The organism is Komagataeibacter sucrofermentans DSM 15973, assembly GCF_040581405.1.
GTDB lineage: Bacteria > Pseudomonadota > Alphaproteobacteria > Acetobacterales > Acetobacteraceae > Komagataeibacter > Komagataeibacter sucrofermentans.
In genome coordinates, this window is sequence record NZ_CP137157.1 from 1,479,780 (window position 1) to 1,497,882 (window position 18,103).

An 18,103-nucleotide genomic window follows, 5' to 3' on the forward strand; every position below is an offset into this window, starting at 1 on the left:
CGCGGACAGGCCACCAGCCCCGGCAGCCTGAAGCCGCATGACCAGGCGTGTCGTGGCCCGACAGGATTCAGCCATCAGGATACTCCCATTGTTGCGTGGCCCAGTCATAGCGGCCGCCCGCAAGCTCCCCGAAGGCGACCAGAAAAGCCATGCGCCGCACGCGCGGCATGGACATGGCCACATCCCACGGCACCCCGTGCCCGACTAACGCCGCCACTTCGATCAGCACGGGGTGCCGGCTCAGTTTTTTGCGGCTTGGGCCTCCGTATCGGGCGTGGCCTGCGCATCAGGGCCAAACAGGGCCATGCTGAGCGCCTCGATGCCGTCATTGCCGATTTGGTTGGCAAGCTGCTCAAGCTGCACGCGCGTTTGCGGGCGGATGACGGGCACGCCGTCAATCGCCTCGACCGAACTGACCATGAGCGCGTATTCCAGCCATGCGGTCGAGGGCGTGTCCGGCCCGAACTCAAGCAGGGCGAGCACATCGCCCGGCCCGCGCTCGCGGTAGGTCAGGGTGCGGCCATCAGGGGTCTTTACGGTTTTTTCCGTCATGTCGGCGTATTCCAGTTGGAAGATCAGGAAATGCGGTTGCGGGCGCGGGCCGTGAACGTGATGGTCTGCGTGACCAGCGTTTCGGACTGGTAGCGCCCCGCATCCGACAGCCTGAGGGACGCGCCGATGAATTCGTACGTGCTTAGCGATCCATCGCATTCGGTCACATACTGGTAGATGCTGCCCAGAATGACCGTGCCCGCCGACCAGAACCCGCTTTCGATCGCGGCAAACAGGTCATCGGCTCCCGAACCATCGCGCTGGAAGGAAAACTGGCCGCCCCACCCGCCTGGCACATCATAGAACAGGGGCATGTCGTTCAGCGGATTTGATTCCAGCTGGTGGGTGCGCTGGGCCGCATTGAAGCCGGTAACCGTGGGCAGGTCGATGCGGCTGCCGTTATAGACCAGCACTACGCGGCAGTCGCGGCCGATATTGAAGGGTTTGAGAGACATTCATGGCTCCATGAAAAAAGCCACCCTGAAAGGTGGCCCGTGAAGTATCGCGCTACGATGGATGCAGGTTAGACAATAAGGTTTTCTGTATGCGCAGGCAGGTATCAGGCTGCCGCAGTGGCGGTGCTGACTGTCACACTCGCGCCGCCCTGCAGGTTGACTACGAAAAAGCGGTTGATCCCCTGATAGCGCACCTGCACGTCAGCACGCACATAACCCAGCGCCGTGCGCGACTGGGGGTTATTGGTCGTGTCGCACAGCACGGCGTAATCCGTGCTGGCCCCCAGTATGCCGCTGCCCACCATGTTCGACAGCGTGCCCAGCAGCACGGCGCGGATGTCGCCATACAGCGTGGCGCAGATGACAGCGCCCACGAACGCCCCCATGCCCGCGTTGAGCGTTTCGGCAATGTAATTGGTCAGGCGCGTATAGGTGTCATCATCTGTCACGTCGTCTGATGACGTATTGATGCCGCCGCGCACCGCCCAGTAGCTACCACCCGGTGCGGGGTTACAGATCACGTCAATGCCCGCCGTAAACAGGGCCGAGAGTTCGGCCCCGGAATAGGTCGCGGCCTGCCCGCTACTGGCCAGCCCTGCTTTCTGGCTGCCGATTACGCCATACAGTTCCTTGTTCAGGCTCGACTGCTCGGGCGAGAGACCGCCGAGAATACCCGCGGCAAAGGCCTGCGGCGGCACCAGCATGTCGCCATTGGTGTCATCATCCCACCACAGCCAGTCACCAAACATCAGCTTGACGGCGTAGCTATCCAGCCCTGCGGCACTTTTCATGGCCACGGCATTGGCAATCGTGTCGCCTGCCGGGCCGCAGGCAATCATGTACATCCCTTCCCCCAGGCCAAAAGCGGCCTGCGTGGTCCATGAGGTGTCATCCACCACGCCATGCAGCAGCCCGATCGCGCAGCCCTGCCCGCGCAGGGCATACATGCCGGTGCGGCTGGTGCCATCCCTGCCCAGAAACTGCGCGGTCGTGGGCACGCCGCCATCGCTGCCTCCGGCAAGCGTGGCCAAACCGGCTTCAAGTGCGGGCACGGTGGTGGGCACGGTTGCGCGCACGAGCGCCGTGGCATCGGCTGCAATGGCGGCGGCAAGAACCGGCCATGTCGCGCCACGATAGGTACGGCTGCCCAGCACCGCATGGCTGACCGTAAGCGTGTAATTCGTGGTGATGATCGGGTCCTGTGTCAGTGTCGCCACAAGGGCGTTGCCCGCGCTGCCCGTATGGATGGCGGTCAGGGTTACTCCCGCCAGTGTGCCCGTGGCCGCCACATCGGTGCCATCACTGACCCGCACGCAGCGAAAGTCGGATGCACCCTGCAAGATGGCGATGTTGACCGCCGTGCCGATATCATTTGCCTGCGCCTGCTTGGGGCCGAATACGCTCAGGCAGTCACCCATGCCGCCAATGATGACCGGTGACGCCACCGGCCCCCAGGCCGCCGTGCCCACCAGGCCGATCCGCCCGGTTGCCACGCCGTTGAGCGCCAGGGTCTGCGGTTTGAGGATCTGCACATACAGATCCGGCACGCTCAGGCTGTTGGTGTTGAGCTGCCCGGACTGATAGATGGTCATTTTATGCGTCTTCCCTGTTGCGCGGCATGCCGCGTGAAGAAACGGTTCAAGAATGGGGCGTGGTGATCGGGCCATGACCTGTGCCCCGCATGGATGGTTCAGGACGCTGCCGGTGCGCCCAGCAGCACGTCGCCCGCAATCAGCCCATCAGCGCCCCCGATGCCACCAGCCAGCATGAGCGGCATCGACCGGGTCAGGTCGGTATCGAATGTCACGAGATAATGGGCGGGACGGGCAAAGATGCCCCGGTTCATGGCGGTATCATCATTGCTTGCCTCCCGTGCCTCGATGCGGAAGGTGGAGCTGTTTGCATCCACCAGCCAGTCGGTCAGGGCCAGTGCATCAGCCATGGCCTGCCCCAGCGCATCCCGCGCGACCGGACTGGCTGACCAGGCGGTAAGCACGAACATCTGCTGCTGCCTGCGCGCCACGCACCGCGCCGTGGCCGTGCCCGCGTTGATGGCCTGTGCCGTGACAGAGGTGGGCAGCGTGATATTCCCCTCCTGCGCCACGGCACCCGGCACCATCGCGGCAAGGCGGGCTGCAATACTGGCTGCCGTGTCACCCGATTGCGCCCTGTGCAGGCAGCACCCGGCGCCCGTGATGCCCGCAAGCCCCTGTACCCGTAACCCGACAGTGCCACTGGGCACCGTGTCGGGTGCGAGGCCGAGCGTTACCGTGCCATTTGCAATGCTTATGCTGACGGTGGCAGCCTGCGTGTTTTCCATCCGCCAAGGCCGCCCGAGCGGTTCATCAAGGCGGCTCCAGCTTTCTGGCGTGTCGGCAATGGTGATGAAATCGCAGCCTTCGTGCAATGTATGCAGGGCGTTGCCCAGGTCCGCCTGTGTCAGCCCGCCGCGACGGATGATGACGGGACGCCCCGTGCAACTGCTGGCACTCCTCCCCTCAGGGCAGAGCGCTGCAGTAAGGGCCCCCGCAATGGCGGTGGAAATGGTGGCGATATCGGCCATGTCATGGCGCTTCCTGTTATGGCTGGCAAAAAGAATTTCAGACCTGCTGCTGGGCCATCTGGCAGCGCACGCCCCATGGGCTGCTGCGCGCGGCCCCGATGGTGTAGCGTGGGCCACCCCCATCCTGGACCCACATGGCCGCCTGAAGGCTCACGCCGGGAATGGCAGGCAGGAACATCTCGAACCCACCCGCGCGAATGGCACCGGGCTGGACTGGTCCCGGCACGCCCGCCCCGCTGCCCGGCCGGATCATGGCAGGCCAGCCGGTGGCAAGCGTTGCCTGCGCGGCTGCATCGCCCGATGTGGCATACCCCCCCGGATCAGCCGCATCTGTCTGCACGGCCAAGGTGGTGGTTAGCGTGACGACCGCATTGCACAACACGCATAAAGGCGGCCGGAAGGGTTCCACGCGGGCAATGAAATAGGTCTCTGCCCCGCAGGTCAGGATGTCACCCGCCCGCAGGTCCGTCAGATCCGTCAGGGCATAGACAAAAGGCACATCCCACAAGGCAGGCCCGGCAAAGCCGAAAGCCCGGTCATTGCTGAAAGCCGCCCAGCCCTGACCATAAGGGCTGGCGCAGGGCGCAAGCGCGCTGGCAGGCCGATATTGCGCGGTCGCAGCGCCAATACGGGTTGCTGCGCGCGCAAACCCACGCGCGGTCAGGCAGCGCAGGGCGTTGATATCCATCAGATGATGATCTCCCCCATGCCACGTAGCCCCGGCCCGGGCGGCACGCCCATGAAGTTGCATAGCTGCACGCGCCAGCGCGTGTACAGCGTGAAGCGATCGGTGACTTCCGTGCGGTTGCGTGTCCAGACCGCCGCGCGATCGGTATCAAGGTTGCTGCCTGCCCCCATCACCGCGCTCTCCAGCAACTGGCATTGCGCCAGAAAGGCGCGGGCCTGGGCGCATTCGGCGGGTGAAAGATGCGCCAGCCGCCATTCATTGAAGCCATAAACCCGAAAGAACCGCCACGACTGCATGCCGCTATCGGCGCGCCCCATGGCGGGATAGCCCATGTAGCGCCGCGCCTGTGCGCATTCGGTGTCGGTCAGGGCCGTATCGGGCATGCTGGCTGCCGTTATGACAGCGGCTGCGGGGGGCTGGTCCGCGCAGGCCCCCGCATTCTGGCTGGTTGTGGTGGTACCGGCAGCTGCCGTGTCTGCCCCGGTTACGCCTGCATCGGGCGTTGTCGTGGTGTCTGTTGTGCTGGCTGTGCCCGTCATGTCTGTCATGCCTGCCTTTCGTGCATGGTGTGGCTGGCGGTCATGGCCCGCGCAGCGGCACCTATAGGGCGTCGCCGCGCGGGCCGAAGGCTCAGGCCCCGGCGCCGAGGCTCTCGATCACCACACCCCGCTTGAGGTAGCTGTTGGTGGCGGTGGGAATGACGGAGGTATCAGCCGTCAGGTCGGTGGGCAGGGCAAACCCGCCAATCCACGACCACGACTGCGCGATGATCTGCGCCAGGCGATCGAGTGCGGGGCGGGTAATCATGCACACGCCCTCCACATCGGTCAGTTCGCCGCCATCAAGCAGCGGTGCGTAATGGGTGCCGATATTGGCGTAATCCCCCTCGATCAGCGCGCCCTGCCCGCAGATGATGGCACGATGGATGGCGCCCGCGCCAAGCGATACCTGCTGCGGAGCCTCGGTGGTGGGGATGAAGCGCACGCCCAGCAGGTCAAAGATCTGGCCGCTCTGATAGGTGTCGGAGCCATACTGCCCGCGATAGAGCAGCTTGAAGTCCTCATCGCGGAACAGGCCCAGAAGCTGGGCATTGTCCAGATAGCAGTGATACACCCCGCCATCGGGCGTGGGCACGTTGTTGTCGCGCAGGGTGGCCAGCGCGCCCAGAATGGACTGGACCGTCAGCAGGTCGCCTGCCGCGAGTGCCGCCGTGGTGGCCCGCGCATTGGGGCGCAGCACCAGCGGCGCGGTGGCCGCCATGACCGGATTGCCCGCCGTGCCATCGGCCACCTTGACCGATGCCGAGAACGTCAGCGTGCCTGAAATGCCATCCGGCGCGGTGGAGGTATTGGCGGCATCCGCCGTGGCGCCCACCAGCGTGTAAGACCCTGCCCCGATGGTCACGGTCATGCCAGCAGAGGCACCGACCGAAACCACCTGCCCTTCACCCGACAGGATGTTCTGGAATCCCCGGATGTCATCCACGGCAACCGTGCCGCCAGCCGCACCCAGCGTTGCAGTGACGCGCGTATTGCCGCCAAGGTAGCCCCCAACCCCGTTCTGCGCCCCGCCAAACAGCGTGTTGCGCGCCAGGCGGTCGAGCGTCTGGCGCGCATTGATGCCAAGGCGCGAGGCATTGGCGAGGAACTGGTTGGCAATGCCCACGCCTTCGGTCACCTGGTTGAGGTCCATGGTGTTGCCATACTGGTTGATGGTGAGCGTATACTGCTCGACCGACCATTCGGCGGGCGTCATGCCATTGTCAAAGCTGGTATTGGCGGTCGGGTTGAGCGGCGTGGTGGCCGGCGGCAGCAGACCGGCGCGGGTATCGGTAATGGTCTGGCCGATGCGGGCAGGAAATTCCATCTGGTCGGCAATGGAACGGAAACCCAGGCGTGACTGCAACGCATCCTGAAACGCACGCGACAGGAACCCCTGCTGGATGACAGGCTGAAGGGCAGCGGGGAAATTGGCGATAGCCATGAATTTCATTTCCTTGAAAAAACGAAAAAAGCCGCCATGCGCAATGCAGTGGCGGCGGGTAACGGGCAATGGCACTAAAGCGCCATATATGGCCGGGTGGATGGTTAAGGGGCCGTGGCGCACGGCGCGCCATCATGATGGGTAAGTCATCATGCGCCCCTTGCCTGTTCCGCAGGCGAAATTGATCGTGTGCGGAACAGGTAATGGGCGAGTGTAATTTTTAATTACTGTTTATAAATTACTGCATGATTCCAGATAAAAATCATGAGAAGTTTTTGGCGAATTTTTTCAAAATAATGCCGCCTTTTTGAAAAAGGCGGCACCCAAAACTTTTATTATTTTGTAATAGACTATTCCAGGGCAGGCAATAAATGCCCTGTGCTTCAGGCCGGGCGGAAAATGGCATAAACTTTCTTCACATATTCCCGGTTATCCCATGCACAGTCAGCCCCCTGTTCGACAAAGAAGATATCACCTTTAACGAACGTCTTTTCCCGGCCTGCGCCATCCACAAACGTCACGCTTCCTTCGATCAGGTACATCAGTTCAGCGTGGCCATAATGCATGGCGCGGCGGGCATAAGGGGTAGAATCCCATGTGCCGCACACGAGCTCGCCATTAGCGGATTTATAGTCGTTAAAGCTATGGCATGTCGGCGCTGGGCCAAGCAGCAGGTCAGCCGAAGGCGACTTGGAAGGTGCAAGCGTGGGCGCAGGATTGATGACCACCGGTGTCTGCGCACCTGGCGTGCTGGTTTTACTGCCCATGATGATGGCGCGCGTGCCCGGTGCCGCAGCCCAGCTGAAACTGCTCCCCTTGGGCAGCACGATACTGGCGTCGGGACCAAGCACGTTCGCGCCAATGTTGAGTTCGCCCGACAGCACGATCACAAATTCATCTTCTGTCATCGCGGTAATGATGCCAGCGCCTTCCGGGGCGCAGGCCGCGATGGAAAGGCCGTTCCCCTGCCCGGCAAGCAGCGTGCGGGCGCGCACGAAGTCACCGGGCTGGGGGGCGGATGTGGCGGCAAAGGCGCGCAGGTCGATAAAGCTGCGTGCGGTGACGTTGGTCTGGTTCATGAACAGATCCTTGCGGCGGGCGGGGCCGGTACGCGGCTGGGATTTCGCACTACCAGCCTCAGCCCTGCTCCAGGTAATGGATGATTGCCTATTTTAACCGCAATGAATGGGCAGGGTGCGCGTTTTGCCTCCCTGCACGGTACATCCCTGCAAGCTGGGTGCAGCTATTGGCATATTATGCCATCTCTCTTTTCATGCCCCTGACAGACAGGCGTATCTTTGTACCAACAATCATATCCCTCTGTTGAGGATTTTATTTAGGAATATGTAATATATTCCAGTATAGTATTCATAAAAATCAATCTATATTTTCCATACATTATATTCAGCAGACCTTGATAACGCCTCTTTTTATCACACTCATTTTTATAATAAACCATCCTGCGGCCTGTCGGTTCACGCCCTAGAGGGTGTTATGTATTTTCGTGCCTGATTGGTGCAGTAATGAGGGATGACGCCTGCACGCAAACCGTATCCCTCTGATGTATCAGATGAAGAATGGTCTCTGGTTGTCCCGTATCTGGTTCTGATGCGCGAGGATGCGCACCAACGACATCACGCATTGCGCGAACTGTTCAATGGATTGCATTACGTGATCCGCTACGGAATTGCCTGGCGCGCCATGCCGAATGACCTTCCGCCGTGGTCGGCGGTCTACCAGCAATCCCGTCGCTGGATGGAGGCAGGTTGTTTTGACGCGTTGGTGTCTGATCTGCGTGCCGTGCTGCGTATCGCTTCTGGCCGCAGGGCGGAGCCAACGGCAGCCATTATCGACAGCCGGACATTACGTTCGACGCCGGAAAGCGGTTCCCGCGCCGGATATGATGGAGCCAAGCGCAAAAGGGGATCAAAGCTGCACATGGCCGTGGACACATTGGGGTATCTGCTGGCCCTGCATGTCACACCAGCCAGTCGGGACGATCGCGCCGAGGTCGGACGTCTTGCCGCCGCCATTCAGGATGCGACGGACGAGAGCGTTGAACTGGCCTATGTCGATCAGGGATATACCGGCAAGAAGCCTGCCAGGGCAGCACGGGCCCAGGGGATCGCCCTTGAGGTCGTCAGGTTGTCCGAAGCCAAACGCGGCTTTGTGCTGCTGCCGCGCCGATGGGTTGTCGAGCGATCTTTCGCATGGGCAACACGTTGTCGTAGGCTCGTCAAAGATTACGAGCGTTACGCTTCAACACTCGCAAGTCTCCATGTCATTGCGTTCGCGTGCTTCATGCTTAGAAATGCAGCTATGCTCGCCCAAGGTGCATAACACCCTCTAGTTTGCCACCGGCCAGCGTAACCCCGCCGCCATGGCTGCGGCCTTCACATCGCGCGTGCCAGCCGTGCGGGCGTCGAACGGGGCCGGATCGCCTGCGCGGGGTGCGGGGCCTGCGGCAGTGGTGCCACGCACAGCGCCCGATGCGCCCTGCTGCAGGCCGAACAGGTAAGCCCGGCTTTCACGCGCGGCGGCCATGATCGTATCCAGTCCCTGCGGGGCACCATCCTCGCCCAGTGTCACGGCGCTCAGGTCAACAAGGCGAACCACATCGGCAGGCTCCACGGCACCCATGCGGGCGGCAAGGGCACGGGCCTCGGCGCGTATGACGGCACGGTCCGCGCGGGTGCGGGCGGTGCTGACCTGTTCGGTGGCGCGGGCAAGATCGCCTTCAAGTGTTGCGCGGGCACTGACCGCCGCGTCGCGCTCGGCGCGCAGGGTTTCCATCTCGCGGTGCAGGGTTTCAAGGTCGGAGGTCTGGGGCACGCTGGCTCGGGTCATGTCGTTTCTCCGTTAATGGAATATGTCAGTTCGGGTCGGCTGCGTTCAGCCGCGCCCATTCGGCATGCGGGGCCGGGCCACTCGCGCGGGTGGCAAAGATGGCGCAGGCTGTCTGCCGTGACAGGAAGCCCCCCTGCACCGCAGCGCCAAGCCCCTGGGCCAGTTGCGCCAGTTCGGCTTCCGTATCGGCAAAATAGGGCGGCCATTGCAGCGCAAGCCCCGTTGCATCGAGCCTGGTGTAATCCTGCCCGCCAATCTGCACGCCACCTTCGAGCACGTGCGAAAACGCACACACCATGCGGTACAGCGCCAGCAGCCCGTATTCGCCATACGAAAGACGCATGCGGTCCACGAGCCATAAAAGCGGCTGATAGAGCATCTCCATCGCGCGGCCCGATGTGGGGGCGGCAAGACGGTCGGCCTGGGCGCGGTTGCCATGGATCTGTTCCATCACGCTGGCGCGCAGTTCACGGTAATGATCGCGCATGGCGCCCGCGGCATCACCGTTGATTTCGAGCAGCTTGGCATCGCCATCGAGCGGCAGGGTCAGGGCCGCTGAGGCGCCGCCGGTGCTCGCGGAGGTACCATCGGCATAAGGGTCTGGCCCCGCGCGGATGACCAGCCTGGGGTCAGCGCTGTATTTGAGCCCTCGCCCGGATTGCGAGAGCAGGTAATCGCACTCGATAACCGTATCGATGGCCGGGGCAAAGGTGCATGGACCATCCACCGTGCCCGGCGCTGCCAGATTGGCCATCCAGACCCACGGCACGAAGCCAAGGCCGTGATGGGTGCTGCGCGTAGCGTCAAGGCGGGTGGGCAACCCGGCATCGACACGCTGGGGCACATAAACGTGGCAGTCAGCCCGGTCCCACACGCGCAGCCACCAGAAAATGGTAGTGGCGTCATCTGTGGCGATGGGCCAGCCCTGCCCTGCCAGCGTGGCGCCCGTTACCTTGAAGCACTCGGTCACCGAGGCAAGCAGGCCCGCACCATCCCATTGCGGAGTGAGGTAACGGGTGTCATGCACCTGCACGCGCAGGCGGCGGGCCACGGCTTCGACCAGCACGGCAACCGATCCGGTTGCGCCGCGCGTGGCGGCATCGAGCATGAGGGCTGGCAAGGCGGTCTCCGCCCCAAGCTGCGCCAGAATGCCAGGCAGCGCGGGATCGGTGGCAACCGTGGCGGGCCAGTGGCTGGCGCCAAACAGGAGGGATACCGCATCATCCACCACCGCGCGGCACATATTGGTGCGTACCGACGGGCGGCGCTGGCCAAGCGGTATGTATTCGCCTGCGCCATTATATTCGGTGCCAAAAGGGTTGGGTATGGCATCGTATTGCGTACCCTCGAGCACACGCGCGAGCGCGGCAAGCGCATGGGCCCGTGCGGGCAGGTCCGGGTCACGGGGGTATGTGCGCTTGAGTTCCTGCCAGTCCATGAGTGGCTTATCTCCGGCATAGGGTGAGCCTGCGCTGTCATGTCTGCCCATGAACGGGGCAGAACCATCATTCAGGCAGTAAAAAAATCTACTACGTATTATAAAGACTGTTCCTGACAGTATTCAGGAATGTGCCGGTCCCGCACGATACCCGATGCAGCACACACGCGCCGCGCAGGGTCTGGATATTGGGGCAGGCAGAGGCCCTTGGCCGAAGGGCGCGCGCATGACCCTAGCGCCCGAGGTTGAAACGCGTGGGGGCCCAGCGCGCGGGGGCTGCAGGCGGCACGGACAGCATGAGGTCGGTCAGCGCCCAGACCAGCGCATCCGCCCGGTCGGGGGAATGGGGGCCGTGATAGCCACTGGCTGAAAACTGACAGAGCTGTTCCTCCAGTTCCGGATAAGTACCATGATGGATCACACGCCCCTGTTCGTACAACGCCGCCACCGGCTCGGCCCGCGCCGCCTTGCCCCGGCTGGCGGTGACCATGCGCAGGGCCGCATTCGGGTTCAGCCCGCGCAGGGTGGCCTCAACCAGTGCGCCGCCAAAATTATGTTCGGCCACAATGCGCTCGGCTGCCCAGTCCGCCTGGGCCTGCAGGGCAGTCCGCGCCCAGCCCGCAGGCGTATCGCGGCGCGACAGGTCGGCCAGCACATGGCCACACCCCGCACCATCCACCCCGCACACGATGATGCCGATTTCATCAGAGCGGATATCCTCCGGCCCGGAACAGCCTGACGGGTCAACCGCCACCACAATGCGCCGCATCTGCGTGCTTACAGCACGGCGGGTTGCGGGCGTTATTGCGGCGTCACGACGAAAATCCTCCAGGCGCCACAGGGCGCCATCGACAGCCTGCTGGTATTCCCCCTCTACAAAGCGCCGGCGTTCACGCTCCGGCAGGGCCGCGAGTTGCGCCAGATACTCCGCCGAGAGATTGGCCCGGTTGCCCTCGGGGTTGAGTTGCATGGTGGCGTAGCGTGTGGGGTCTGGCAGGGGCTGGCCCGATGAAGGCTCGATACCGGCTTCAAAGACACGGTAAAGCCAGTGCGCGGTGGTGGGAGGATTGGCATCGATATATTCCTTCAGCGCCAGGGGCGATTTCTGCGCCAGTCGTGTGAGCAGCATGTTGCGCGCGCCATAAGTGACCTGACTGGCTTCATTGAGATAGACGGTGGCGAATTCCAGCCCCAGTATCTTTTCAGTCCGTTCCTCATCATCCAGCCCGCCAAACATGATGAGCGAGCCATTGGGCAGTGTCACGCTCCAGTCGGTGCGCGAGAGTTGCCACGGCACGGCGGGAAAGCACCGGCGCATGACGGTGGGAAACGTGTCGGCCACGATGGTGGCCCGCAAAGCATTGAACCTGTGGCGGAATATGCCGTGGCGCGTGCCCGCCGCCCGGAGTGCCCGAATGACCAGCGCGCGCACCAGCACGAATGTCTTGCCCGAACGCGCCCCGCCCCGCAGCAGGATGTGGGTGGCCCCGCCCCCCAGCAGCCGGTTGGCGGCATGCTGGTCGGGTGTGAGGCTAAAGGGCTGCGTCATCAGTGGTGATGGTAATGGCAATGCCGCCTGCCCCCTCGCCCCGCGTGGCGGAAACAGGCGGGCGCAGGCGCGTTGCAACCCACATGCGCGCCTCCATGCGCAGCTTTATGGCCGGTACGTCCTCGCGGCCCGTGGCGCGGTCGGCAATGGCTATGATCTCCTCGGCCAGTGTGTCGGCCGCGGCTTCACGCGCGGTATCATAAAGTGCACGAAAAGCCAGGTTATCGCGCAGCCAGCGCAATATGGTGGCGCGGTGCGGCAGGGCCGGATCAGCACAGATGGCGCGCAGGCTCTGCCCATCAGCCAGCCGCAGGCATATCTCATCGGCCAGCCTGCGGCTATAGGTGCTGCGCCGCGTGCCCGTGGCGGCCTGTTCGGGCATGCTGTTTCTCCGTAAATGCACAACGCCCGGAAACCGCGGAAGCGGCGCCGGGCGTGGGTCTGTCATGATAGGATCTTTATGCTGAAAAACCGCGCAGGCAGCAAATACAGTTTCCAGAAAACCTTATCGGAACATGATGGCGTGCGTGCTGCTGCACGTTTATGCATAATGTGGGCTGTTATTGTGCTGCGCTGGATGGTTTTCGCTGATGTGTTGCCTGTATTTATGCCTTTCCGGGACGGGTCTCGTCCGGGCGGGGTGGATACAGAACTGTCAGGATATGTTTCTTATACTTAGAAACCGTGCAGGCAACAATTTACCTGTGCGGCACAAAAACATATTAACAGAAGACACCCCTCCCGCCTGAAAAATGCAGTGAGGTGCGGGACTGCAACCCTGATGCAGACTCAACCTTCCGGCACACCCTGCAGGAGCGTATCAAACGTCACGCGCCCATTGTCATAGTCCCGCTGGCAGTATTGAAACCCGGTGAGGGCATGAATGAGTTCCACCGGAATATCGAAGTAGAAATCGATCATATCCGGCAGGTAGCCACTATCGGCCTCTTCCTTCCGCATGGCCGTGACAATGGTGGCAAGCTGCGCAGGCGGCGTGCCGGTCATGTGCAGGTCATGCGGGCCGCCTGGCTGCGCGCGGGTGCGCGACGTGCCAACATGGCGCACAGTCCATAGCTGTGCGCCGTTGGCATGGCCGGTGGCTTGCGTCACGTAATCCGGTTCATCGACAAAGAGGGACAGGACTGTGCACCCAGCCGCATAGGTCTCCATATGAGTGGCATGATGAAGGGCTGCGGCGGGGTCATTGAACCATACAACCGTCCATCCATCAGGCAGGCTGGCAATGGCGGCGGGTGCCGGGTTGTCTCCCTCTGGCCTGCCGGTCTCACTCAGGTGCATGCGGTGCAGTATGGCCTCCCGCTCGAGGCCGTGGAACAGGAACAGGCCCACCTTGTAGCCAACCGGGCGTGGCGGGCAGCTTTCGCGTATCCACGGACGCAGGCGGATGGGCGGAAATATATCCTGCGTGCCTTCCGCCATTTCAAGCGGCGCGAATGTGACCCTGCCGTTGGTTATGGTGTAGGGATAGACGAAATTCGCCGCCGTGCCATCGCGATGCGTGCACATGAGCACGGCAGCCTCGGCCTGCTTGCCGCTACCGGGCAGCAGCACGGTGCAGTTGGCCGCCACGACCGCCGCGCGCTGGTAACTGCGGCCTACCCTTTCGCGCAGGGCCTGCTTGAGATGGTCGAGCTGGGCGTTGCCATCCTTTTTGTCCGGCATGGGCTCATCATGCAGTTCAATGTCGCCACGATAGGGCTCGCGCGCCATCAATGCGCCGAAGGGAGCGAAAACCCCATCGCGCCTCAGCCTGGCCTCCACTTCCGGCATGATGAAATCGACAAGGGCTGTAAAGTCCTGCTGTGGCGTGCTGAGCCAGTAGGGTCGATCCGCGTTATCCCCGCCTTCGTGCTGATCCATTACGCCGTCCTTGCTGGCTGTGCCAGCGTTCAGGCTACGTTCGGCACATGAAACCTGTCAATCCGGCACCCGCGTATGGGCGGGGCATGGACATGTCGTCTAAGCCGCCCTACGCCGTGCACCGCGCTATCGGGGCTAGTCCATTTATGCTGCTGCCACACGGGATGGGGCGAAAGAGCTGCTCCACGGGCGGCAGCATCCTGCATGTTCAGGCCGCGTGGTCATGATCGTGGCGGTGATGCAGGTCGGGATAATGGGCGTGGCTGTGCTCAAGCCGCGTGTGCACATGGTAATGAGTGTGCGGTGCGCCCGGCGGATCATCGGGGCCATGTTCGTGCTGATGGTGTTCGTCATGCACATGGCGATGGATATGGGCCATTTCCTCATGCGCGTGCTGGTGGTCATGGCGTTCGGTCAGGTGCAGCCATAGCCCGATACCCATGAGCACCGCCGCCACAAGCAGCCGCACCACGCCCTGCGCCGGGAACAGGGCGAGCGACGCCACCGCCCCCATGAAAGGAGCCAGCGCGAAATACGCCCCCGTCCGCGCGGCCCCCAGATGGCGCAACCCCAGCATGAAGGCGACAAGGCTGACACCGTAACCCAGAAACCCCACAGATCCAGCCCCCGCCACCAGAGCCAATCCCGGCAGGTACGCGTGTTGCAGCCCAAGGGCCGTGAGCAGGTTGACACTGCCCGCCACAATGCCCTTGAGCATGGCGATCCGCACGGGATCTACTGCCGAGAGGCGATTGCTGAGGTTGTTATCAATACCCCAGCACACACATGCGGCAATAATGTAAAGCGCGCCGGGCGCCAGCATCGCATGGCCCTGCCATGACAGCACGCCCGCCCCCAGCACAATGCACGCAGCGCCAAACAGCAGCCTGCGATCAACATTTTCACGAAATACCATCCATGCGATCAGCAGTGTTGCAATGCTCTCGACATTGAGCAGCAACGATGCACTCGCCGCATCCGTGCGGGCAAGGCCAAGCATGAGCAGCAACGGGCCGGCCACGCCGCCCGTGGCGATCACACCGAGCAGCCATGGCAGGTCGCGGCGCGCAAGGGGAGCTTCATCATGCGTGGGCAACCGTAGGACCGCCCGCGCGCCCAGCACTAGTGCCAGCCCCAGACCGGAGCCAAGATAGAGCAGGCCCGCCGCCATCTGGGCTGACATATCGCCAAGCAGCAGCTTGGCGAATGGTGTGCTCACGCCAAACAGCACGGCGGAAAGCAGGGCAAAGCAGAGGCCGGTGGTCTTCATGCCCTTAATATATCATGTCATATTCGCCCCTGCCACGGGCGCCCTGTCTGCAGCACGGGTGATCTGCGATGCCCATGCCTTTGAAGCGCGCGTGCTCGATCATTATATCCGCTACCTTGGCCCGGTCGCGCAGGACTGGCGCGATCGTACGCCTACACAGGACAAACGCTTTTTTGCCACCGCGGGCTGGGGCAATAGAGTGCTTGGGCACCTGACGGCTGCGAACTCGTCTTCGCGGTCGATCAAAAGATGCCCTGTTTCTGGGCGATATGATCAAGTTCACAGTCCCCATTCTGCCCGGCACGCTGCTGACCGGGCTGTATTGCACGATTCCGGCCTTATGCCCGTCTGGCTTTGCCCGTATTGTGCCACAAAGGAGACAGAGTGCCGATTGTCATGATCTGGCTGATCCCGATTTATGAATGCGAGAAAGCTTATATCCAGACCCATGACTGGCGCCGGTTCGAGGCTGAACCCGACCGCCTTGATCCTGACTCTGCACCGGCAGCCGATCCGGCTAGTATGGGCCATGAATATCAGGCTCTAATTTGTTTAAAAAAATTTTCTCAATAGCAGCGCGCTGCCTTACCGCCACTGTTCATGCAACACATCCAGCGCCCTGTGCAGTGTGCGGATGCGGGTGCCGGGGTGTTCATCCAGGCCGCATACGGCGCAGACCGCGCGCGCCCGGGCTGGCGTGAGCAGGGCCAGCGCGCGGTCAATGGCGTGCCGGGCGTTTACGCTGGCTTCGGTTTCCTCCATCGTGCCCGTGCCCTGCCCGGCTTGCGGGCTGTAACGCTGCACCAGTCGCCCCGTGCGCGTGCAACGCCGCCAGCAGGCCCGAAAGCGCAGCCCGACGGCATGCTGCTCGGGGCTCAAGGCAGAATTGGCGCGATAAAACAGCCGGTCGAGTTCGCATGTATCCGTCAGGCGGCGCACGGCGTGTGGGCGCGCACCGGGGGCTAGTTGCACGCGGGCCCGCTCCACCGGGCGCATGAGGGCTGCGGGGCCATCGGCGCCCATATCCGGTTTCAGTCCTGCTGCAATGTCACGCGCGTGCAACCGGGCACGGCGTTCAGCCCGCAGCACGGCGGCAGCATGGACAGGCGCGGGTGAAAAGGGAGCGCGCGGATTGGGCATGGCAATTCCTGTACGACTTTATGCAACAAAGTCATATTATCGCCATAATGTGCAGGCGGGCAGTTCCACCCGCTTGCCACGCCGCTTATCCCAATCCGCAGGCCACCACGCCCCTGCCTCAATACGTGGCGCGAGCACTCATGACATCAAACAAGCACGAGGCCCCATGATAGGCGATGCACCCCGGCCCCTCATCTCTGAAACCGATATTGCCCTGTCCATCAAGCGTAATGTCGAGCCAGCACCCTGTATTCCCGCTGCGCAGCATGCGTGGAAAAGGGGGTGGGCCATTACCAGTGCGCCCATGAACAGAAATTGACGCATAAAGATGTTCTTTTCAGGATTATTTTAAAATAACATTTAAAAATATCGTATAATTTTGAGAACATATTCGGAAAATATTTTTAAAAATAGAATTCTGGATCTCTATTTTACTAATTAATTAATGAAATTTATATTTTACCTGTCACATATCCCCATGTCAGCGTATTGATAGGCGTATCATGACAAGGTGTTCTGCCATAGGGCATCATTTCCTGTGATATACCGCTTGTGGAGTTCATGGTTGGCATCCACCGATGGCGCCGCCATTCAAGAATGTGGGCGCACTTCCTGACACAGGATGCAGGCAATTCCAAAAAAATGGGATAATTCCCACATTGCAAACATAATGGGATATATCCCCCCCTACCCATTGTGTCAATTATGTGGGATATTTCCCATTATGGATGATACACGCTCCCCCGCCGCCGCCGAGATTGAACGCCGCATGGAGCGGCTGAACCTCAATAAAAAACGTCTGGCCGATCTGGCCGGACTGAACGAAACCTACGTGCACGACATCCTGCGCGGCAAATCCCGTAACCCTGGGGGTGACCGGCTGGAAAAAGTGGCCGCCGTGCTGGGCTGCACCGCAAGCGACCTGCTGCGAAGCGGCGGCAATGGTGGGGCAAGTGCCGCCGCCTCGCGGCTCAAGGCCCTGCGGGAACGGGCGGGTTACACCGTGCGGGCGCTGGCGCGCGACGTGGGCATGGGGGAAAAATTTTCCAGCTACGCCTTTTATGAAAACAAGCTGAAAAAAGACTTTATTCCTGTTGAACTGGTGCGCAAACTGGTGCCGCTCCTGACCGATCGTGGCGACCCACCCATTGCCGCATCCGAAGTCTGGGCGCTGTGCGGCATCGTGCCCGGTGCCACGGACCTGAACGAGAGCATAAGCCGCGCCGAACGCGCAAGCATGCCGCTGCATAACGAGGATGGCGCGGTGACCGTGCATGAATACGATATTTCACCCCAGGCCGGTGCAGGCGCGATTGTGGACCACACGGCCGCGGGCGATGCCGAGAGCCACCCCACGCTGGATTCATGGCGCATCCCGCGTGATTTCATTCGCAATTACCTGCCGGATACCGGGGGGCTTGCCATCATTCGCGTGGCAGGCAACTCCATGGAGCCGGAATTCGTGGCGGGTGATCGCGTGCTCGTCGATACGGGCCACCGCATCCCTTCGCCCGATGGCGTGTATGTGTTGTGGAATGGCATGGGCGTGGTCATCAAGCAGTTGATGCTGGTCCCCAATTCCCGCCCGCCGCGCATCCGCATCATCAGCGTCAACCCGACCTATCCGGTGGATGAGGTCGATGCCTCTGACCTCGTGATCAATGGGCGCGTGGTTGGTAAATGGGTTTGGAAGTAAAAATATGCCTTTTCATGATCTGGTAGCCTGCATAAAAAACA

20 protein-coding genes are annotated in these 18,103 nt (G+C 62.0%); 4 read left to right on the top strand and 16 right to left on the bottom strand.

All coding sequences use genetic code 11. The features are described 5' to 3' along the window. Positions 1–67: 67 nt before the first annotated feature. From R5N89_RS07250 to R5N89_RS07290, 9 genes are all read right to left on the bottom strand, one after another. The gene (locus tag R5N89_RS07250) at positions 68–229 is read right to left on the bottom strand and encodes a hypothetical protein (RefSeq protein WP_167400905.1); all 162 of its coding nucleotides are present in this window, start codon (positions 227–229) and stop codon (positions 68–70) included. Between the two features lie 11 nt (positions 230–240). Further along, positions 241–552: a hypothetical protein gene (locus tag R5N89_RS07255; protein ID WP_110570031.1), complete on the bottom strand. Its 312-nt coding sequence runs from the start codon at positions 550–552 to the stop codon at positions 241–243. Positions 553–575: 23 nt separating this feature from the next. Further along, positions 576–1,007, bottom strand: coding sequence for a hypothetical protein (locus R5N89_RS07260; RefSeq protein WP_110570032.1), 432 nt, complete (start codon positions 1,005–1,007; stop codon positions 576–578). A gap of 104 nt (positions 1,008–1,111) precedes the next feature. After that, on the bottom strand, positions 1,112–2,599 hold the full coding sequence (locus R5N89_RS07265; protein WP_110570033.1) for a phage tail protein: 1,488 nt from the start codon (positions 2,597–2,599) through the stop codon (positions 1,112–1,114). A gap of 98 nt (positions 2,600–2,697) precedes the next feature. Beyond that, positions 2,698–3,570, bottom strand: coding sequence for a hypothetical protein (locus R5N89_RS07270; RefSeq protein WP_110570034.1), 873 nt, complete (start codon positions 3,568–3,570; stop codon positions 2,698–2,700). Between the two features lie 37 nt (positions 3,571–3,607). Beyond that, on the bottom strand, positions 3,608–4,258 hold the full coding sequence (locus R5N89_RS07275) for a hypothetical protein (RefSeq protein ID WP_110570035.1): 651 nt from the start codon (positions 4,256–4,258) through the stop codon (positions 3,608–3,610). After that, positions 4,258–4,806, bottom strand: a complete 549-nt coding sequence (locus R5N89_RS07280; RefSeq protein ID WP_110570036.1) for a hypothetical protein — start codon at positions 4,804–4,806, stop codon at positions 4,258–4,260. Before R5N89_RS07280 ends, R5N89_RS07275 begins: the two co-directional genes overlap by 1 nt. 82 nt (positions 4,807–4,888) lie before the next feature. Further along, complete coding sequence (locus tag R5N89_RS07285; RefSeq protein WP_110570040.1) at positions 4,889–6,241, bottom strand: DUF4043 domain-containing protein; 1,353 nt, start codon at positions 6,239–6,241, stop codon at positions 4,889–4,891. Between the two features lie 383 nt (positions 6,242–6,624). Then, positions 6,625–7,320, bottom strand: coding sequence for a cupin domain-containing protein (locus tag R5N89_RS07290; RefSeq protein ID WP_110570037.1), 696 nt, complete (start codon positions 7,318–7,320; stop codon positions 6,625–6,627). A 451-nt stretch (positions 7,321–7,771) separates the two neighbouring features. On the opposite strand from R5N89_RS07290, the gene R5N89_RS07295 reads away from it, so the two are divergent. After that, the gene (locus R5N89_RS07295; RefSeq protein WP_354680669.1) at positions 7,772–8,581 is read left to right on the top strand and encodes an IS5 family transposase; all 810 of its coding nucleotides are present in this window, start codon (positions 7,772–7,774) and stop codon (positions 8,579–8,581) included. A gap of 6 nt (positions 8,582–8,587) precedes the next feature. On the opposite strand, the gene R5N89_RS07300 is transcribed toward R5N89_RS07295, so the two are convergent. From R5N89_RS07300 to R5N89_RS07315, 4 genes are all read right to left on the bottom strand, one after another. After that, the gene (locus R5N89_RS07300) at positions 8,588–9,088 is read right to left on the bottom strand and encodes a hypothetical protein (RefSeq protein WP_110569385.1); all 501 of its coding nucleotides are present in this window, start codon (positions 9,086–9,088) and stop codon (positions 8,588–8,590) included. 25 nt (positions 9,089–9,113) lie between these two features. Next, on the bottom strand, positions 9,114–10,526 hold the full coding sequence (locus R5N89_RS07305) for a portal protein (RefSeq protein ID WP_110569384.1): 1,413 nt from the start codon (positions 10,524–10,526) through the stop codon (positions 9,114–9,116). A gap of 232 nt (positions 10,527–10,758) precedes the next feature. After that, a complete protein-coding gene (locus R5N89_RS07310) occupies positions 10,759–12,075 on the bottom strand; it encodes a phage terminase large subunit (RefSeq protein ID WP_110569383.1) in 1,317 nt (438 codons plus the stop codon). After that, positions 12,059–12,457 carry a terminase small subunit gene (locus R5N89_RS07315; RefSeq protein ID WP_110569382.1) on the bottom strand — a complete coding sequence of 133 codons (399 nt, stop codon included), beginning with the start codon at positions 12,455–12,457 and terminating at the stop codon, positions 12,059–12,061. The genes R5N89_RS07310 and R5N89_RS07315 overlap by 17 nt, the downstream gene beginning before the upstream one ends. 78 nt (positions 12,458–12,535) lie before the next feature. Here R5N89_RS07315 and R5N89_RS07320 point away from each other — a divergent pair, with 78 nt between their 5' ends. Then, positions 12,536–12,754 carry a hypothetical protein gene (locus R5N89_RS07320; protein ID WP_146220213.1) on the top strand — a complete coding sequence of 73 codons (219 nt, stop codon included), beginning with the start codon at positions 12,536–12,538 and terminating at the stop codon, positions 12,752–12,754. A 110-nt stretch (positions 12,755–12,864) separates the two neighbouring features. Here R5N89_RS07320 and R5N89_RS07325 read toward each other — a convergent pair whose 3' ends face one another. Next, positions 12,865–13,956: a hypothetical protein gene (locus tag R5N89_RS07325; RefSeq protein WP_110569381.1), complete on the bottom strand. Its 1,092-nt coding sequence runs from the start codon at positions 13,954–13,956 to the stop codon at positions 12,865–12,867. A 208-nt stretch (positions 13,957–14,164) separates the two neighbouring features. After that, positions 14,165–15,226, bottom strand: a complete 1,062-nt coding sequence (locus tag R5N89_RS07330) for a DMT family transporter (protein ID WP_110569380.1) — start codon at positions 15,224–15,226, stop codon at positions 14,165–14,167. 384 nt (positions 15,227–15,610) lie between these two features. Here R5N89_RS07330 and R5N89_RS07335 point away from each other — a divergent pair, with 384 nt between their 5' ends. Beyond that, positions 15,611–15,799, top strand: a complete 189-nt coding sequence (locus R5N89_RS07335) for a hypothetical protein (protein WP_167400881.1) — start codon at positions 15,611–15,613, stop codon at positions 15,797–15,799. Between the two features lie 12 nt (positions 15,800–15,811). Here the strand turns inward: R5N89_RS07335 and R5N89_RS07340 are convergent, their stop codons facing one another. After that, positions 15,812–16,366: a hypothetical protein gene (locus R5N89_RS07340; protein ID WP_110569379.1), complete on the bottom strand. Its 555-nt coding sequence runs from the start codon at positions 16,364–16,366 to the stop codon at positions 15,812–15,814. A gap of 724 nt (positions 16,367–17,090) precedes the next feature. Here R5N89_RS07340 and R5N89_RS07345 point away from each other — a divergent pair. Further along, entirely contained in the window at positions 17,091–18,062 is a 972-nt protein-coding gene (locus R5N89_RS07345) for a helix-turn-helix domain-containing protein (protein WP_110569378.1), read from the top strand. The last annotated feature ends 41 nt before the right edge of the window (positions 18,063–18,103 follow it).